Source organism: Yinghuangia sp. YIM S10712 (genome assembly GCF_051388935.1).
Lineage (GTDB): Bacteria > Actinomycetota > Actinomycetes > Streptomycetales > Streptomycetaceae > Yinghuangia.
Genome location: NZ_JBPKBI010000003.1, coordinates 483,244 through 497,793, shown reverse-complemented (window position 1 = coordinate 497,793; position 14,550 = coordinate 483,244). Strand labels below are relative to the sequence as shown.

At 71.1% G+C, this 14,550-nt stretch carries 9 protein-coding genes and 1 pseudogene; 7 read left to right on the top strand and 3 right to left on the bottom strand.

Annotated elements, in window-relative coordinates:
• The first annotated feature begins 608 nt into the window (after window positions 1–608).
• Window positions 609–2,138, top strand: a complete 1,530-nt coding sequence (locus tag ACRX5W_RS11630; RefSeq protein WP_436787948.1) for an FAD-binding protein — start codon at window positions 609–611, stop codon at window positions 2,136–2,138.
• 71 nt (window positions 2,139–2,209) lie between these two features.
• Here the strand turns inward: ACRX5W_RS11630 and ACRX5W_RS11625 are convergent, their stop codons facing one another.
• On the bottom strand, window positions 2,210–3,703 hold the full coding sequence (locus ACRX5W_RS11625; RefSeq protein WP_436787947.1) for an MFS transporter: 1,494 nt from the start codon (window positions 3,701–3,703) through the stop codon (window positions 2,210–2,212).
• A 105-nt stretch (window positions 3,704–3,808) separates the two neighbouring features.
• Between ACRX5W_RS11625 and ACRX5W_RS11620 the strand changes: the two are divergent.
• From ACRX5W_RS11620 to ACRX5W_RS11605, 4 genes and pseudogenes are all read left to right on the top strand, one after another.
• Window positions 3,809–4,246: pseudogene (locus ACRX5W_RS11620) on the top strand (YciI family protein); the annotation flags it as partial.
• Between the two features lie 233 nt (window positions 4,247–4,479).
• The gene (locus ACRX5W_RS11615; protein ID WP_436787946.1) at window positions 4,480–5,628 is read left to right on the top strand and encodes an RNA polymerase sigma factor; all 1,149 of its coding nucleotides are present in this window, start codon (window positions 4,480–4,482) and stop codon (window positions 5,626–5,628) included.
• Between the two features lie 155 nt (window positions 5,629–5,783).
• On the top strand, window positions 5,784–7,103 hold the full coding sequence (locus tag ACRX5W_RS11610; protein ID WP_436787945.1) for a cytochrome P450 family protein: 1,320 nt from the start codon (window positions 5,784–5,786) through the stop codon (window positions 7,101–7,103).
• A 171-nt stretch (window positions 7,104–7,274) separates the two neighbouring features.
• Window positions 7,275–9,803: a hypothetical protein gene (locus ACRX5W_RS11605; protein WP_436787944.1), complete on the top strand. Its 2,529-nt coding sequence runs from the start codon at window positions 7,275–7,277 to the stop codon at window positions 9,801–9,803.
• 72 nt (window positions 9,804–9,875) lie between these two features.
• Here ACRX5W_RS11605 and ACRX5W_RS11600 read toward each other — a convergent pair whose 3' ends face one another.
• Complete coding sequence (locus tag ACRX5W_RS11600; RefSeq protein ID WP_436787943.1) at window positions 9,876–10,535, bottom strand: response regulator; 660 nt, start codon at window positions 10,533–10,535, stop codon at window positions 9,876–9,878.
• Window positions 10,532–11,659, bottom strand: coding sequence for a sensor histidine kinase (locus tag ACRX5W_RS11595; RefSeq protein ID WP_436787942.1), 1,128 nt, complete (start codon window positions 11,657–11,659; stop codon window positions 10,532–10,534). The genes ACRX5W_RS11600 and ACRX5W_RS11595 overlap by 4 nt, the downstream gene beginning before the upstream one ends.
• Before the next feature lie 227 nt (window positions 11,660–11,886).
• Here ACRX5W_RS11595 and ACRX5W_RS11590 point away from each other — a divergent pair, with 227 nt between their 5' ends.
• Window positions 11,887–12,309: a DUF6223 family protein gene (locus ACRX5W_RS11590; protein ID WP_436787941.1), complete on the top strand. Its 423-nt coding sequence runs from the start codon at window positions 11,887–11,889 to the stop codon at window positions 12,307–12,309.
• Window positions 12,303–14,486 carry an MMPL family transporter gene (locus ACRX5W_RS11585; protein ID WP_436787940.1) on the top strand — a complete coding sequence of 728 codons (2,184 nt, stop codon included), beginning with the start codon at window positions 12,303–12,305 and terminating at the stop codon, window positions 14,484–14,486. The genes ACRX5W_RS11590 and ACRX5W_RS11585 overlap by 7 nt, the downstream gene beginning before the upstream one ends.
• The last annotated feature ends 64 nt before the right edge of the window (window positions 14,487–14,550 follow it).

Genomic DNA, 14,550 nt, shown 5'->3' with positions numbered 1-14,550 from the left:
ACGCCGGGACCCACGGGTGGGCGGGTCCTGACGTCGCGGCGCCGTCGCCTCGCCGATGGGGCCAGGGGCGCGGTCGCGCCCATCGGCGGGGCCGGGGGAATCGGGCAGCAAGTCGAGTTTTCCCGATCTTCGAGGGGACGACGTGCGGGCCGCGGGCGATCGTGCGTCCGCGGTCCGCCAAGCCCGTGTCGGACGGGGAGACGTGCGGGACGCCGGAACCCCCGCGCCCGAAATGGGGGCACGCCCGACCATCGCAGCTTCGGGGCCGCCGACGCCTCGATTCGCGCACGCGTCGTGATCGATTCGCGCACGGCCCCGTTCCGCCCCGCGCCGTTCGCGGCGAAAGTCGCGACAGCACGACGGGCGGTCGTGAGGCCTTCGCACAGCAGGGCACGACTTCCTTTCGGTCCCCGGGTGTACGCAACTTCCGTTTCGTCCATAGGAGTTCGGTAACACGCCGATCGACGAGCGCCGAGACTCACCGTCGCGGACCCGCGGTGCGCTCCTTGGCGACTGCGCGTTCGTTAATCGGCAACTCCCCTGCCCGGCAGGCGTGATGATCCTTCGTGCGGTCTCGTCTCAGACACGACATGAACATCGGAGTTCACATGGACGGTTCGATCGGACGTGGGGTTTCCCGGCGCCGGTTCCTGACTGCGGCGGTCGCGGGCACGGCCGTTGTCGGCTACAACGTGGCGACGGGAAGCTGGGTGACGACCGCCGAGGCGGCGACCAGCACGTCCGACACGTCGTTCCGGCGGATCCCACGTCTGGACGGGACGCTGGTGATGGACGACGCCACACGCGCCGCGAACTCGACGGACGCCGGCAACATGACCAGGCGCGTTCCCCAGGCGATCCTCTTCCCGGGATCCGCGAGCGACGTCCGGGCGATGATCTGCTACTGCGCCGCGAACCGCATACCCGTCGCCACCAACACGGGCCGCAACAGCGTCTTCGGTCAGACGCTGACCACCGGCGGGCTGATCATCAACGGCAAGTCGCTGAACACGATTCACTCGATATCGCCGACCGGCGCGGAAGTTGACGCCGGTGTCACGTGGTACGACCTGATCGCGGCGGCCTTCGAGCACGGCCTGACACCGCCGTCCATCACCGGCTACACCCAGCTCGGCGTCGCCGGCACGCTCTCGATCGGCGGGCTGGACGCGGCGACCAGCAACCTCAGGGGCCCCCAGGCCGCCGCCGTACAGAAACTCCAAGTGGTCACCGGAGCCGGTGACCTGGTCGAATGCTCGCCCACACGGAACAGCGGCCTTTTCAAGGCGATGCTGGCCGGGCAGGGACAGTGCGGCGTCATCACCCGTGCGACCGTCGACCTGATCCCCGCGCCGCGGTTCGCCCGCGTGTACCGCTCGGCGCCGTACACCGACGTCGCGACCTGCGTGAACGACCTCAGGATCCTGGCGTCCCGCAGCGGTCGCCCCGGCGGGTTCGACTTCGTGGCCAGCGCGAACATGCCCGGGACGCCGACTCCCCTTCCCCTCGGCCTGCTGAGCGTCGTCTTCCACAACGACCCGGCCACCGTCCCGTCGACGGAAACCCTCACGAGCGGCTGCTCCACGACCACCCGGCAGGCGCAGTACGTCGACATGGGCTACCTCGACTACGTCTTCCTCGTCGACGCCCAGGTGAACGCCTGGCGGGCGAACGCGAGTTGGGACTCTCTGGTCAAGCCGTGGTTCAACACGCTGATTCCCGACAACCGCGTTCTGGAGTTCGCGGAGTCCGTCTTCCCGGCCCTGACCGCCGAGGACGTCAGTCCGACGACGTTCGTCGTCTTCAGCCCGACCCGCAGCGCGGCCTTCACCGACGACTTCCCGCTCTACCGGGCGCCTTCGCCGACCGCGGGGGAGTGGAGCTGGCTCTGCGGCATCCTCACCACCTCGGACGGCCCTGCCCCGGCCGCCGACTTCGCCTCCCGCATGCTGGAGCGCAACCGCGCCTGGTGGCAGCGTGTCGTCGACCTCGGGGGCACCCGCTACGTGGAGGACGCCATCCCGTTCGGCAAGGCCGACTGGCAGACCCACTACGGCCCGGTCTACTCCCAGTTCGCCTCCTGGAAGCGCCAGTTCGACCCCTACAACATCATGACGCCCGGCGCGGGCATCTTCTGATCCCCCCGTCGGCCCGGACCGTCGGCACGGCCCGGGCCGACGTCTGCCCGGGCCGTCGGCCCGCCCGGGGACTACGAGAGGGTCGCCTCGTAGTCGGGCTGTACGGCCGGGCTCTTCCGTGCGGCCAGGCGCATGGCCAGGATCAGCGCGGCGAGTCCGGCGAAGATGATCGCTGCGACGACGCCGGTCACGTGCAGGGTGGTGGTGAACGCCTCGCGCGCGTCGTGGAGGAGTTCGGCGCCCTGACCGGCGGGCAGATCGCGGCTGGTGGCGACCGCGTCGGCGAGCGAATCGGATGTGCCGTGCATTCGGTCGCGGTAGACGACCGCGGCGACGACACCGATCAGCGCGAAGCCGAGCGATCCGCCGAAGTAGTTGCCGGTCTCGGACATCGACGCCGCCGAACCGGCGCGCTCCGGCGGCACCGATCCGACGACCAGCCCGGTGCCCAGCGCGAACAGCGGGCCGGTGCCCAGGGCCAGCACGGTGATGCCGGTCATCACCATCGGCAACGCGTGCGAACCGCCGACACCGGCCAGCAGCAGGCCGCCCAGCGCCGAGACCCCCAGCCCCGCGGCGATCGCGGTCGTCGGCCGCATTCGCCGGGCCAGCGCCGGCGCGGCCATCGTGCCGAACGCCACGCCCAGGCCCATGGGTGCGAAGAGCATCGCCGACACGGACGGTGAGTGGCCCAGCACACTTTGCAGGTACTGGGTGACGACCAGGCCGACGCCGGCCATCGCGATGCCCGCGAAGACCAGCGCGACGAGGACGGCCGCGAACGGGCGATTGTGCAGCAGCCGCAGGTCCAGCAGCGGCGTCTCCAGCCGTAGTTGCCGGCGTACGAACACCCCTCCGAACGCCGCACCCACGACGAGAGCCGCTGCGGGTACGAACGAGGCGTCGTCCAAGGTCAGTTGCTTGATGCCGTAGATCATCGGCAGCACCGCGACGAGTGACAGGCCGACACTGGCCGGGTCGGGCCGCCCTGCCCGGTCGCTCCGGAACTCCGGCAGCAGGACCGGCCCGGCGACCAGCAGCAGCGCCATGGCCGGCACCGCGATCAGGAACACCGACCCCCACCAGAAATGCTGGAGCAGGAACCCGGCGAGCACGGGCCCGAGCGCACCACCCGTGAACTGGCACGTCGCCCAGATGGCGATCGCCTGCCCGCGTCGGCGGTCGTCGCGGAACATGTTCGTGATCAGGGCCAGTGTCGACGGCGCCATGGTGGCGCCGGCCGCGCCCAGGAGCGCACGGGCGATGATCAGCGTCAGCGGGTCGTCGGCGAACGCAGCCGCCACCGACAGCACCGCGAACGCCGCCGCGCCGATCATCAGCAGCCGTCTGCGCCCGATCCGGTCACCGAGCGTGCCCATGGTGATGACCAGCCCGGCGACCACGAACCCGTAGCTGTCACTGATCCACAACTGCTCGGCGTTGCCGGCGCCGAGGTCGGCGCTCAGTTCGGGAAGCGCGAGGAGCAACGCCGTCATGTCCATCGCGACCAACAGCGTCGGCATCATCAGTACGGCCAATCCCAGCCATGCACGGTCGACCCTCATATCCGCCTGCTCCCGTTCTCTCGACGTGTCGCCGTTGGTCGGAGCGGCCGACGGCTTCTTGACACGGCCGCGAGATCGGACGCGGACCCGGTGGCGAAAAAACGCATGCGAATCGCCGACCGGGGGATGTCAAGACCGCGGCGGCGGCTCCGACCACCTCACGACCCGCGCCGGACGAGGCGGGGGAATCACGAGGAGCACGAGGAGTACGACATGCAGTTCCTGATCAGCATGCACATCAACCCCGCGGTCCTGGACGCGCTGACCGACGATGAGAGGGCGGCGATCGGCGAGGGCCACGGCAGGTTCATCGCGGCACTGAAGGAGTCCGGCGAGTTGCTCACCACGCAGGCGCTGGTCGACCCGTCACAGGCCGCCGTGGTGTCCGTACGCGAGGGCCGGACCGTGGTGACCGACGGTCCCTTCGCGGAGTCCAAGGAGTACCTGGGCGGCTTCTACCTGATCGACTGCGAGAACAAGGAGCGGGCGATCGAGCTGGCCGCACGGATCCCGGACGCCGCGATCGAGGGCCTGGGCATCGAGGTGCGGCAGGTGATGTTCGCCNGAGGACCCTGCGGACGGCAGCGTCTACACGTACACCCACTTCGAGCCGGCCGACGCCCGCCGGCTCTACGCCAACTTCGAACAGCCGGACCTGAAGGCGTCGTTCACCTTCTCGGTGATCGCGCCCGAGGAGTGGACGGTGGTGTCCAACGCCGCCGAGTCGGCGCGCGAGCCTGCTGCGTGAGCTCACGCCGCAGGTCCTCGGTGCGCTCGTGCGCCGACACGGCCAGTTCGAGGGCTGCGAGGACGCCGTCCAGGAGGCCGTCCTCGCGGCCACCGTGCAGTGGCCGGCCGAGGGGGTGCCGGCCAACCCGCGCGGCTGGCTGGTGACGGTCGCGTCCCGGCGGTTCATCGACCAGGTGCGCAGCGACCACGCGCGCCGCGAACGGGAGCTCGCCACCGCCGCCGAGGTCGTGCCCGAGGACGTTCCGGACACCGACGACACGCTCGTCCTGCTGTTCCTGTGCTGCCACGCGGCGCTGACCCCGGCATCCCAGACCGCGTTGACGCTGCGGGCGGTCGGCGGCCTGACCACCGCCGAGATCGCCCGTGCGTTCCTGGTCCCGGAGGCCACGATGGCGGCCAGGATCAGCCGGGCCAAACAGCGCATCAAAGCCGCCGGCAGCTCGTTCACCATGCCGGACGGCCCGGAGCGGGAGGAGCGGCTGCGCGTCGTCCTCCACGTGCTCTACCTGATCTTCAACGAGGGCTACACCGCCTCGTCCGGCAGCGAACTGCACCGCGTCGATCTCGCGCGTGAGGCGATCCGGCTGACCAGGATGGTCCACGCACAACTGCCGCAGGACCCGGAGGTGACCGGGCTGCTGGCGCTGATGCTGCTGACCCACGCCCGCCGGGACACGCGCACCACAGCCGCCGGCGACCTGGTGCCCCTGGACGAGCAGGACCGGGCCAAGTGGGACCGCGGGCTGATCGACGAGGGCATGGAGCTCGTCAAGACGTCGCTGGCCGGACCGTCGCTGGGCCCGTACCAGCTCCAAGCCGCCATCGCCGCCACCCACGCTGACGCGGCCACGGCCGAGGAAACCAACTGGCCGCAGGTGCACGGCCTTTACCTGATCCTGGAACGCATCGCACCGAACCCGATGGTCACCCTCAACCGAGCGATCGCCCTGGCCGAAACCGAGGGCCCGTCGGCCGGGCTCGCCCTGCTGTCCACTCTCGACGGCGACGAGCGCATGGCCGGCCACCACAGACTGCTGTCCGTACGCGCGTATCTCCTGGAGAAGACCGGCGACACCGCTGCGGCGTACGAGCACTACCGCCGCGCCGCGAAGGCCACCGCGAGCAAAGCCGAACAACGCCACCTCGAATCCCGCGCCGCCCACCTGCGACCGTAGCCGTTTCCGTCAGGCCGGAGTCCGGCACGGCACCCGGTATCCCTCATCCGCGTGGAATTCCGCCGCCTTTGGTACAGAGAGACCTTGTCTGCGACACATTGGCCGTGTCCGTTCCCCCAACCGGCGGACACCGGCAACGCGGTCAGGAGACAGTCGTGGACGTCACAGCACCCTCTGCCCCCGCGCGGCGCGGCACCCCCGAACACGCGTCCGGGATCCGCCTTCTCGACCCGGACCTGCTCGCCGACCCCGCGGGCGGATACGGCCGGATGCGCGAGCAGGGCCCGGTGGTCCGCGCGTGGCTGACCGACGACCGGCCCGTGTGGGTGATCACCCGCTACGACGACGTCCGGGCCGGGCTGCGCGACCCGCGGTTCGCCAGCAGCCCCGCCGCCGTCCCCGGTCACACGGGCGAAGATCCCCGCAAGCCGCTGCTGGACATGCTCGGCCTGCCCGACGAGGTCCTGAAGTACTTCATGGTGTCCGCGCTCGACACGGACCCGCCCGACCACACGCGGCTGCGCGGCGCCGTCCAGGGCGCGTTCACCCACCACCGCATGCAGGCACTGCGTCCGCGCATCCGGCAGGTCGCCGCGGAGTTGCTCGACGCGCTGCCGGCCAAGCAGCAAGACGGCACCGTCGACCTGATCGAGGAGTTCGCCTACCCGCTGGCCATCACCGTCGTCTGCGAGCTCGTCGGCGTCCCCGCCTCCCACCGGGCGCCTTTCGTGCGCTGGGGCGACGACATCCTGTCGATGGACCCGGAGTTGCTGGCCGCTTCGTCCCCCGCGGTCATCGACACCGTCCACGAACTCCTCGACGAGCGCCGAGCCGCGCCCGCCGACGACCTGCTCACCACACTCGCCCGTGCGGCCGACGAGCGCTTCCGGCTCAGCGACGTCGAGCAGGTCGCGATGGTCCTCAACATCGTCATGGCGGGCTACGACAACACCGCCCAACTCGTCGCCAACAGCATCGCCGCCCTGCACGCACACCCCGCACAATTGCGGCGGCTCACCGACGACCCGGCCCTCCTCCCCGACGCCGTCGAGGAGTTCGTGCGCTGGTGCGGCCCGGACATCATGGTGCGCATGCGCTTCGCCGCCGAGGACATCGACTTCCACGGCACCCGCATCGGCAAAGGCGACGCCGTCCAGTTCATCCTCGTCTCCGCGAACCGCGACCCACGCCGCCACCCAGACCCGGACGGCCTGGACATCACCCGCTGCACCGCCGACAAGTCCGACGGCCACCTGGGCTTCGGACACGGCATCCACTACTGCCTCGGCGCGTCCCTCGCCCGCCGCGTGTGCGAAGTCGGCCTCGCCGAACTGCTTGCGCGCCACCCCCGCCTCCCGCTGGCCGTCCCCGCCTGCGATCTCACCCGCCGAGTGATCCCCGGCGCCGCCCCCCGACTCACAACGCTCCCTCTCGAACTCCAGCGGTCCACCACACCGTCCGGGCCACCGCACTAGCCTCCGGCCTCGTCCCACCGCCGGAGCACCGCGGCGTCGAGATCGCCGAACCTGCGGGGAAATCGGCGGATCGGCGATGTCCGTGCCGTCGGGAATCTCCGTGCCCGCGCGGTGCGGTGCCTGCTGCGGCAGCACCTGTCGCGGCGGTGCCTGGCTCGGCATCGTGTCGTGGTGCTGTGCCAGGATCAGGACCCGTCGGCCCGCTGCCACGCGGCGGGTTCGCGCAGCGGGCCGCGCGGGTGCGGGCGGCTCGACGAGCGCTCGGCGGCGTACGCGGCCGAGACACCTCGTCCCGAATCCGCGAACGCCGAGGATGTCCCCGTGCATGAACTCGTGACCGCGCTGCGGCTCGCAGGCCCCGACGTCCGGGCCGCGATCGTCGAGCGTTTCCGGCCGCAGATCGAGCAGCTTCTCGCCGAGTACAGCGGCCTTCCCGCCCACGTCGTCGGGAAGGTCCTCGCCGACGGCGGCTTCGACCCGGTCGGCTACTTCGCCGAAGGCGGCGCGTACGAGGACGACCTGTTCATACGCGCGGCCCGGGTAGGAGACCCGGTCGCCGCCGCGCACATCGTCGGCCGCCGCGGTGTCGACCACCCGGCGACGCGCGAAGTGCTCGCCCACGTCACCGACCCCGGCGATCCCGCATGGCACACCGACACCGGGCTGACCCGCAAACTCCGCGCCGCCGCCCGGGTGGATCCCCTGGCCGCCGCGAGCTGGCCGTTCCCCGAGACGCTTGTCGAAGTCGCCGTCGACAACTGCAAGTACATGCCGTACGCGGTCGCCATCGACCTCTGCGTCGCCGTCGCCGACCGGTGCGGCGCCGACGCGCTGCGCGAACTGGCCGGGCAGGACCTCGGACACGAAGGCCTCGCCGCCGCGCTGACCGCCGCCGCGGACAGCGGGTCGCCGTCCGCTCACCTCGCCGACCTCCGCCCCGCCGCAGAGTGGACGGACGCCGCCGCGGTGCGTGCTCTCGCGCTCGTGCGCCAGGACGTCAAGCCGGTCGACCGCGACGCCGAACTCCCGCCTCTCGATTGGGATCTCGTCCGCCTCGAACACCGGCGCCGCCCCTTCCGGAGGGCGCTTGTCCGGCTCACCCGTTGGCCCGACTGCCCCGATGACATCCTCAACCTCGCGCTCGACCAGGCCCGGACCATGGTCGTCGACTGGGCCGCGCGTTTTCCGTTCGACGCGATCGAGCACCCCAAGCTGGTCGACGACGACCAGCTCTACCGCAAACTCTTCAGCCGCGGCGTCCGCGAAGGCTGGCTGCCGCTGGAACGCCTGCTGACCGAGGCACGCCCCGCCGGCCGCATCCTGGGCGCGCTGCCGTACGAGGAGGACACGACCGTCGGCGACGCCGTCGCCGCCGTGTGCGAACCGCTGGGCGCGGACCCGGAAAACTGGCTGACGTTCTACTCGCGGCTTTCACGTCACGACGGCACCGTGGCCGGACTCGTCGCCGACGTGGCCTCCGGCAAGGGCAAGCGCGTCACCCGCTTCCCGCGCCCGCTCGGCGCGGTGTTTCCCGCCACGCCGCCGGAGAACCACCGCGCGACGCTGCGCCGGCTCCTGCGTGCGGTCCCGGTCGAGGTCACCGTCGCGCTCGCCCCGCACCTGGACATGCGCACCGTGCAGCAGTTGCTGTCCAGTTCCTGGCTGAGCGCCGAGGCGCGCGACGCACTCGTGGCCGCCCACGGGTCAGCCGCGCTCGCCGCCTACGCCGCGAACGAAGTGCTCGACCGCGACCAGATCGAGTGGATCATGGCGCGCAACGACCCGGCCGCCGATGGGGCGCTGTGCGCGCACGCGCCGCTCACCACCGCCGACCGGGTGCGCATCCTGGCCGGCGTCCGCACCGACGGCTCGCGCGGCCCGGTCCCGGAACCCGTGCTGGACGCCCTCCGTGAGGCCAACCTCGGCCACTACCGCCACAAGGTCACCGCAGGCCTGTCCTCGGGTGACCTGGGCGTGGCGCGGATCATCGCCGGCCGCCTGCGCCTGGGCACCGAGGGCGGGCGGCTGCGGCTGCTGCTCGCGGTGTGGGAACGCCACGGGCCGGACGCCGTACGCGAGATCCTCGACCTCGGCCGCCTGCCCGCGACCACCACGAAGCGCGTCCGCAAGGTCCTCGACGAGCCGGACGGCCTCGACACGCTGCGCGCCTGGCTCCGCGCCGAAGACGACCCCGACGAGTTCGTGGCACGGCTCGGCAAGAAGACCGGAAACGCGTACGAACGCCTGAACAAGCTGACCAGCGAGGGCATGGATCCGCCGTGGGACGTGCTGACCGCCGCCGCGGACGCCGACCGGCTCACCAAGGAGGCGGTCGCCGCCCTGGTCAACCGCCACGACTGCACCCGCGAATTCGCCCGCGCCACACTCCGCTACGTACTCCGCAACGGCGAACTGCCGCCCACCAGTTGGCGCGAGACACTGCTCCGCCGCGGCCTGACCCCGGCCGACCTGTTGGCGGACGCCCCGCAGCCGGCCCGCTACCTGTCCCTCGTCTCCTTCGACCGACGCTACAAAGGACGCCCACGGAGCTGGACCGAACCGTGCGCCGAAGCCCGGGCACTGGTCGACGAACACCTCGGCGACGACCCGTCAGCCTGGACGGTCGCCCTGCACCTGTTCCCCGAATTCACCGGCACGCTGCCGGAGTTGCTGGCCCTCGCACGATCCGCCGCGCACTGACCGCACCACAATCGGCTCGGGTCGGCCGTCGCAGCGCGGTCGGGTCGCCGGCCCGCACGCGCACAGTCGTTCTCAACGGTTTCCGGCGGTGACCAGGCCGGATTCGTAGGCGAGCACCACCAGTTGGGCGCGGTCGCGGACGTGCAGCTTGGTCATGGCCCGATTGATATGGGTTTTTGCGGTGTGGGGGCTGATGACCAGGCGGTCGGCGATTTCGTCGTTGGACAGCCCTTGGGCGACCAGGGCGACCGCTTCGCACTCGCGGTTGGTGAGCCTGTCGAGGACGGCGGCGTCGGTGGGGGGTGGTTGCGTGATGTAGCGGTGGATCAGCTTGCGGGTGATGGAGGGCGCAAGCAGTGCGTCACCGCGGGCGGCGACGCGGACGGCGTGGAGGAAGTCTTCGGGGCGGATGTCTTTGACGAGGAAGCCCCCGGCACCGGCGCGCAGCGCGTCCAGCACGTATTCGTCGAATCCGTAGTTGGTCAGGATGACGACGTGCACCCCGCTCAGGTCGGGGTCTTCCGCGATGCGGCGCGTGGCCTCGATTCCGTCGACGACGGGCATTTGGACGTCGATGAGGGCGACGTCGGGCAGGTGCCGGCGGATGAGTGCGAGGCCTTCGGCGCCGTCGCCTGCCTCCGCGACCACCTCGATGTCGTCTTCGATGTCGAGCAGCGCGCGGAACCCGCTGCGGATGAGCGGCTGGTCGTCGACCAGCAGGACACGGATCACGAGGTCTGCTCCACGGGAAGTTCGGCCTGGACGGTGAAGCCGCCCTCGCTGCGCGGTGCGGCGCGCAGCCGGCCGCCGAGGGCGGTGACGCGTTCGCGCATCCCCAGAAGGCCGACGCCGGGCGTCGGGGCGGTGGTCGGCTCCGCCTTGCCGTCGTCGTCGATGCGTACCGAAACGGCGCCGGGGCGGTGGTCGATGCGGACGGACGCCATGACGGCGTCGGAGTGCCGAGCGACGTTGGTGAGCGCTTCCTGGACGATCCGATACACCGTCCGGCCCACCGCCGCCGGCACGTTCCGATCCTGTCCCTCCACGGTCAGCGTCGCGTCCAGGCCGAGGGCGCGGGCCTGTTCGACCAACTCCGGGACCTGGTCGAGCCCGCTCGGGGGAGCGGTGTCGTCGTCGCGCAGCGCCTCCAAGGTCGCCCGCAGCTCCCGGGTCGCCTGCCGGCCGGCCTCCTGGATCGCCAGAAGCGCCTGCGGTACCTCTTCACCGCGTTTGCGGGCCACATGGACGGCGACCTCGGCCTGCACCTTGACCACCGAGATCTGGTGGGTCAGCGAATCGTGCAACTCCCTTGCGATACGGAGCCGTTCCTCGTCGGCGCGCCGCCGCGCGGTTTCCTCGCGCGTACGCTCGGCCTCGTCCGCCCGCCGCTCGGCCTGACGCAGCGCCTCCCCGGCCGAGCCGGCCGCGACCAGCCACGCGATTTCGAGTGCGCCCCGCGCCCGTGCGAGCGCCTCGCCCAGGTCGTGGAGCGAGACCAGGGCCGCGAGGGGAAGAGCAGCCAACATGGCGAGCGACGCCGCAATCGTGACGACGCGGTGGCCCTCGCGAGTGGCGGCGTACACCGCGAACAAGAAAGCGACCGCCGGCACGTCGAAACCCGTGGCCTGATACCCCGCCGCGCACAGCCCGGTGACGGCGAGCACGGGAACCGGGGCCCGGCGCCGCGCGACCAGCGCCAAGCCGCTGACCAGCAGGAGCGCATAGCCGAGGAGCGACTCCAGCCATGTGCCGGGGTGGTCCACGGACAAACCGGTGACCGACAGCGTCGCGGCAACGCCGCCAGCGATCGCCCAGTCCCTGACACCGGCCGGAAGGCCGGCGTGTCGCGCATCCATGGGCGCACGTTAGCCGCCGGACGCCGGTGCCCGGGTCCTGCCCGCGAACGAGCCGCCGGCTGCCACGTCTGCGGTACGCAGGCGGGACCTACCGCACCCGCGGTATCCGGCTACCGCGCGGGCGGCATCGCGAAGTGGGTCCGGCTGCGGGACGACCGGCACGGCGACCCGCGGAGACGATCGGCAGGTCCGAACGACCGAACGAGACGCAGTGAAGAGGCAGCGACATGACGTCAGCGACAACCCTGCTGTTGGCCGGTGATCTCGGCACCGGCAACGAGCGGGCCGGAGCCATCCTGGCCGCGCTTCCCGGGCTGATGAGCGTGGTCCTCGCCGTGCTTTCGCGGGCCCGTGCCACCGGCCGTGTCCGGGCCCGCCGCGGGGCCGGCACCGGGCGCAACGGGTTCCTCGCCGCCACGGTTCTGGGACTGGTCGGGGTGGCTCTCGCCGGGCTGCACCTGGCCACCTCCTCCGGAGGCGTCGGCACCGGAAACGGGCGAGCGGGAGCGGTTGTGGCCGCAGTTCTCGGGCTGACCGGGACGCTTCTCGGCAGCCGGGCCCTCATCCGTTCCCGTCAGGCGGCGCCGACCGGGACTCCCGGGCCGAACGACGCCGGACAGACCACGGACACAGGCGCGCGGACATGGTGACGGCTGCGGATACCGCCCGGACCGACGGAGCCCTGGCCGGATTGGCCCGGTTCTGTTTCCGCCGCCGCCGTCTGGTCCTGGTGACCTGGGTCGCCGCTGTCATCGCGATCGCTTTCGCCGGGTTCGGTCACGGAGCGGCGGCGGACAACGACTTCTCCGGTGGCGATTCGGGATCCGCCAAGGCGCAGAAGCTGATCGAGAAGCACTTCCCCGAGCAGCAGGGGGACACCCTGACGCTCGCGATCAAGGCCGACCACGGAATCGACGACCCGACCGCCCGACAGAAGATCGTGAGGGTCGTCGCCGAGTTGGACGCCTCACCCCTCACGGGGCCGGTGACCTCGCCGTACCAGAACACGCAGCAGGTGACGGAAGACCGCCGCATCGCCCGGATGACCATTCCGCTGACCGACAAGGACGCGGAAAAGTCCGCGGTCAAACACCTGGTGGACACGGTCAAGGACGCGTCCGGCGACGGCGTGACGATGGGTCTGGGCGGAAAGCAGGCGGAGAAGGCCGAGACCCCGCCGCAGGGCCCGACCGAGAGCGTCGGTGTCGCCGCGGCGGCGGTGATCCTGTTCATCGCGTTCGGGTCGCTGGTCGCGACGGGCCTGCCGATCGCCACCGGACTGATGGCGTTCATCGGCGGCGTGGCCTTGACCAAGCTGATGGGACACATCGTCCCCTCGCCGGACTTCACCGTCCAGGTCGCCGCGTTCATCGGACTCGGCGTCGGCATCGACTACGCGCTGTTCATCGTGACCCGTTACAAGGACAACCTGCGCGACGGCGACGATCCCGAGAACGCCACCGTCAAAGCCATCACGACCGCAGGTCGCGCAGTGCTGTTCGCCGGCACCACAGTCCTCATCGCGTTGCTGGGCCTGATCGCGATGGGACAGCGGCTGATGACCGGCGTGGCCATCGGCGCCTCGGTGACCGTGCTGGTGACGATGATCGCCGCCCTGACCCTGCTGCCCGCGTTCCTGGGCTTCTCCGGACACAAGATCGACTCGTTGCGCTTGCCCCGTCGGACGTCCCGGCCGCAGGATACCGCCGGTGATTCGTCTCGCGAGTCCCGTGCCCTCGCGGCGCGCTGGGCGGGGGTGGTGCAGCGCAAACCGCTGACCGCCGCGATCGTGGCCGGCGCGGGACTGCTGGTGCTCGCCGCCCCGGCCCTGTCCATGCGCCTGAGCCTGCCCGACGCCGGCGTCCAGCCGCACGACCGCAGCAGCTACACCTCGCACGCGATCGTCTCCGAGGGCTTCGGCCCCGGCTACGGCGCACCTTTGGTGTTCGCCACCCGCCTTGAGTCCCCGAACGCCGATGTACGGCCTCTCGTCGAGGCCGTCGGCAAGACCGCGGGCATCGCCCACGTCACCGAGCCCCGAATCGCCGGCGATGCACGGGCCGCCGTCTTCATGGCCTTCCCCACCACGGGGTTCCAGGAGCAGGCGACCGCAGGCCTGGTGCACGAACTCCGCGACGACGTTCTCCCCCGCGCCTCCGGCGGCAACCAGGTGTACGTCGGCGGCCCGAACGCCGGAGCGATCGACCTCGCCGAGGAGACGAGCTCACGGCTGCCCTGGATGATCGCGATCGTGATCGGGCTGTCCCTGGTTCTCATGATCGCCCTGGTCCGCTCGGTGACCATCGCGGTGCAGGCCGCCGTGATGAATCTGCTGTCGATCGGCGCCTCCTACGGCGTCCTGGTCGCCGTCGTGCAGTGGGGCTGGTTCGGCTCGGCCCTCGGCTTCCCCACCGACATGCCCATCACGACCTGGGTGCCGATGATGATGTTCCCGCTGTTGTTCGGCCTGTCCATGGACTACGAGGTCTTCCTGGTCTCACGGATCCGCGAGGAGTACGACCGCACCCAGGACACCCGAACCGCCGTAGCGCGCGGGCTCGCCCGCACAGCCAAGGTCATCACCGCCGCGGCGGCCATCATGATCGCGGTCTTCCTCACCCCTCTGCTCGGCCCGGACGTCTCGGTCAAGCAGATGGGCCTCGGAATGGCCGTCGCCGTGCTCATCGACGCCACAGTGGTCCGCATGATCCTCGTCCCCGCGGTGATGGAACTGTGCGGCAAGGCCAACTGGTGGCTGCCCGGCCGCCGACCAAACGGGACAACGTCGCCGCCACAGCCCGCCCCCGAGGCCGCAGTAAAAGTCTGACGACCTGTTCCGCCCCACCCTCGGCCGTCCGACTTCCCCCACGAACGCGAGACCAACACGACGT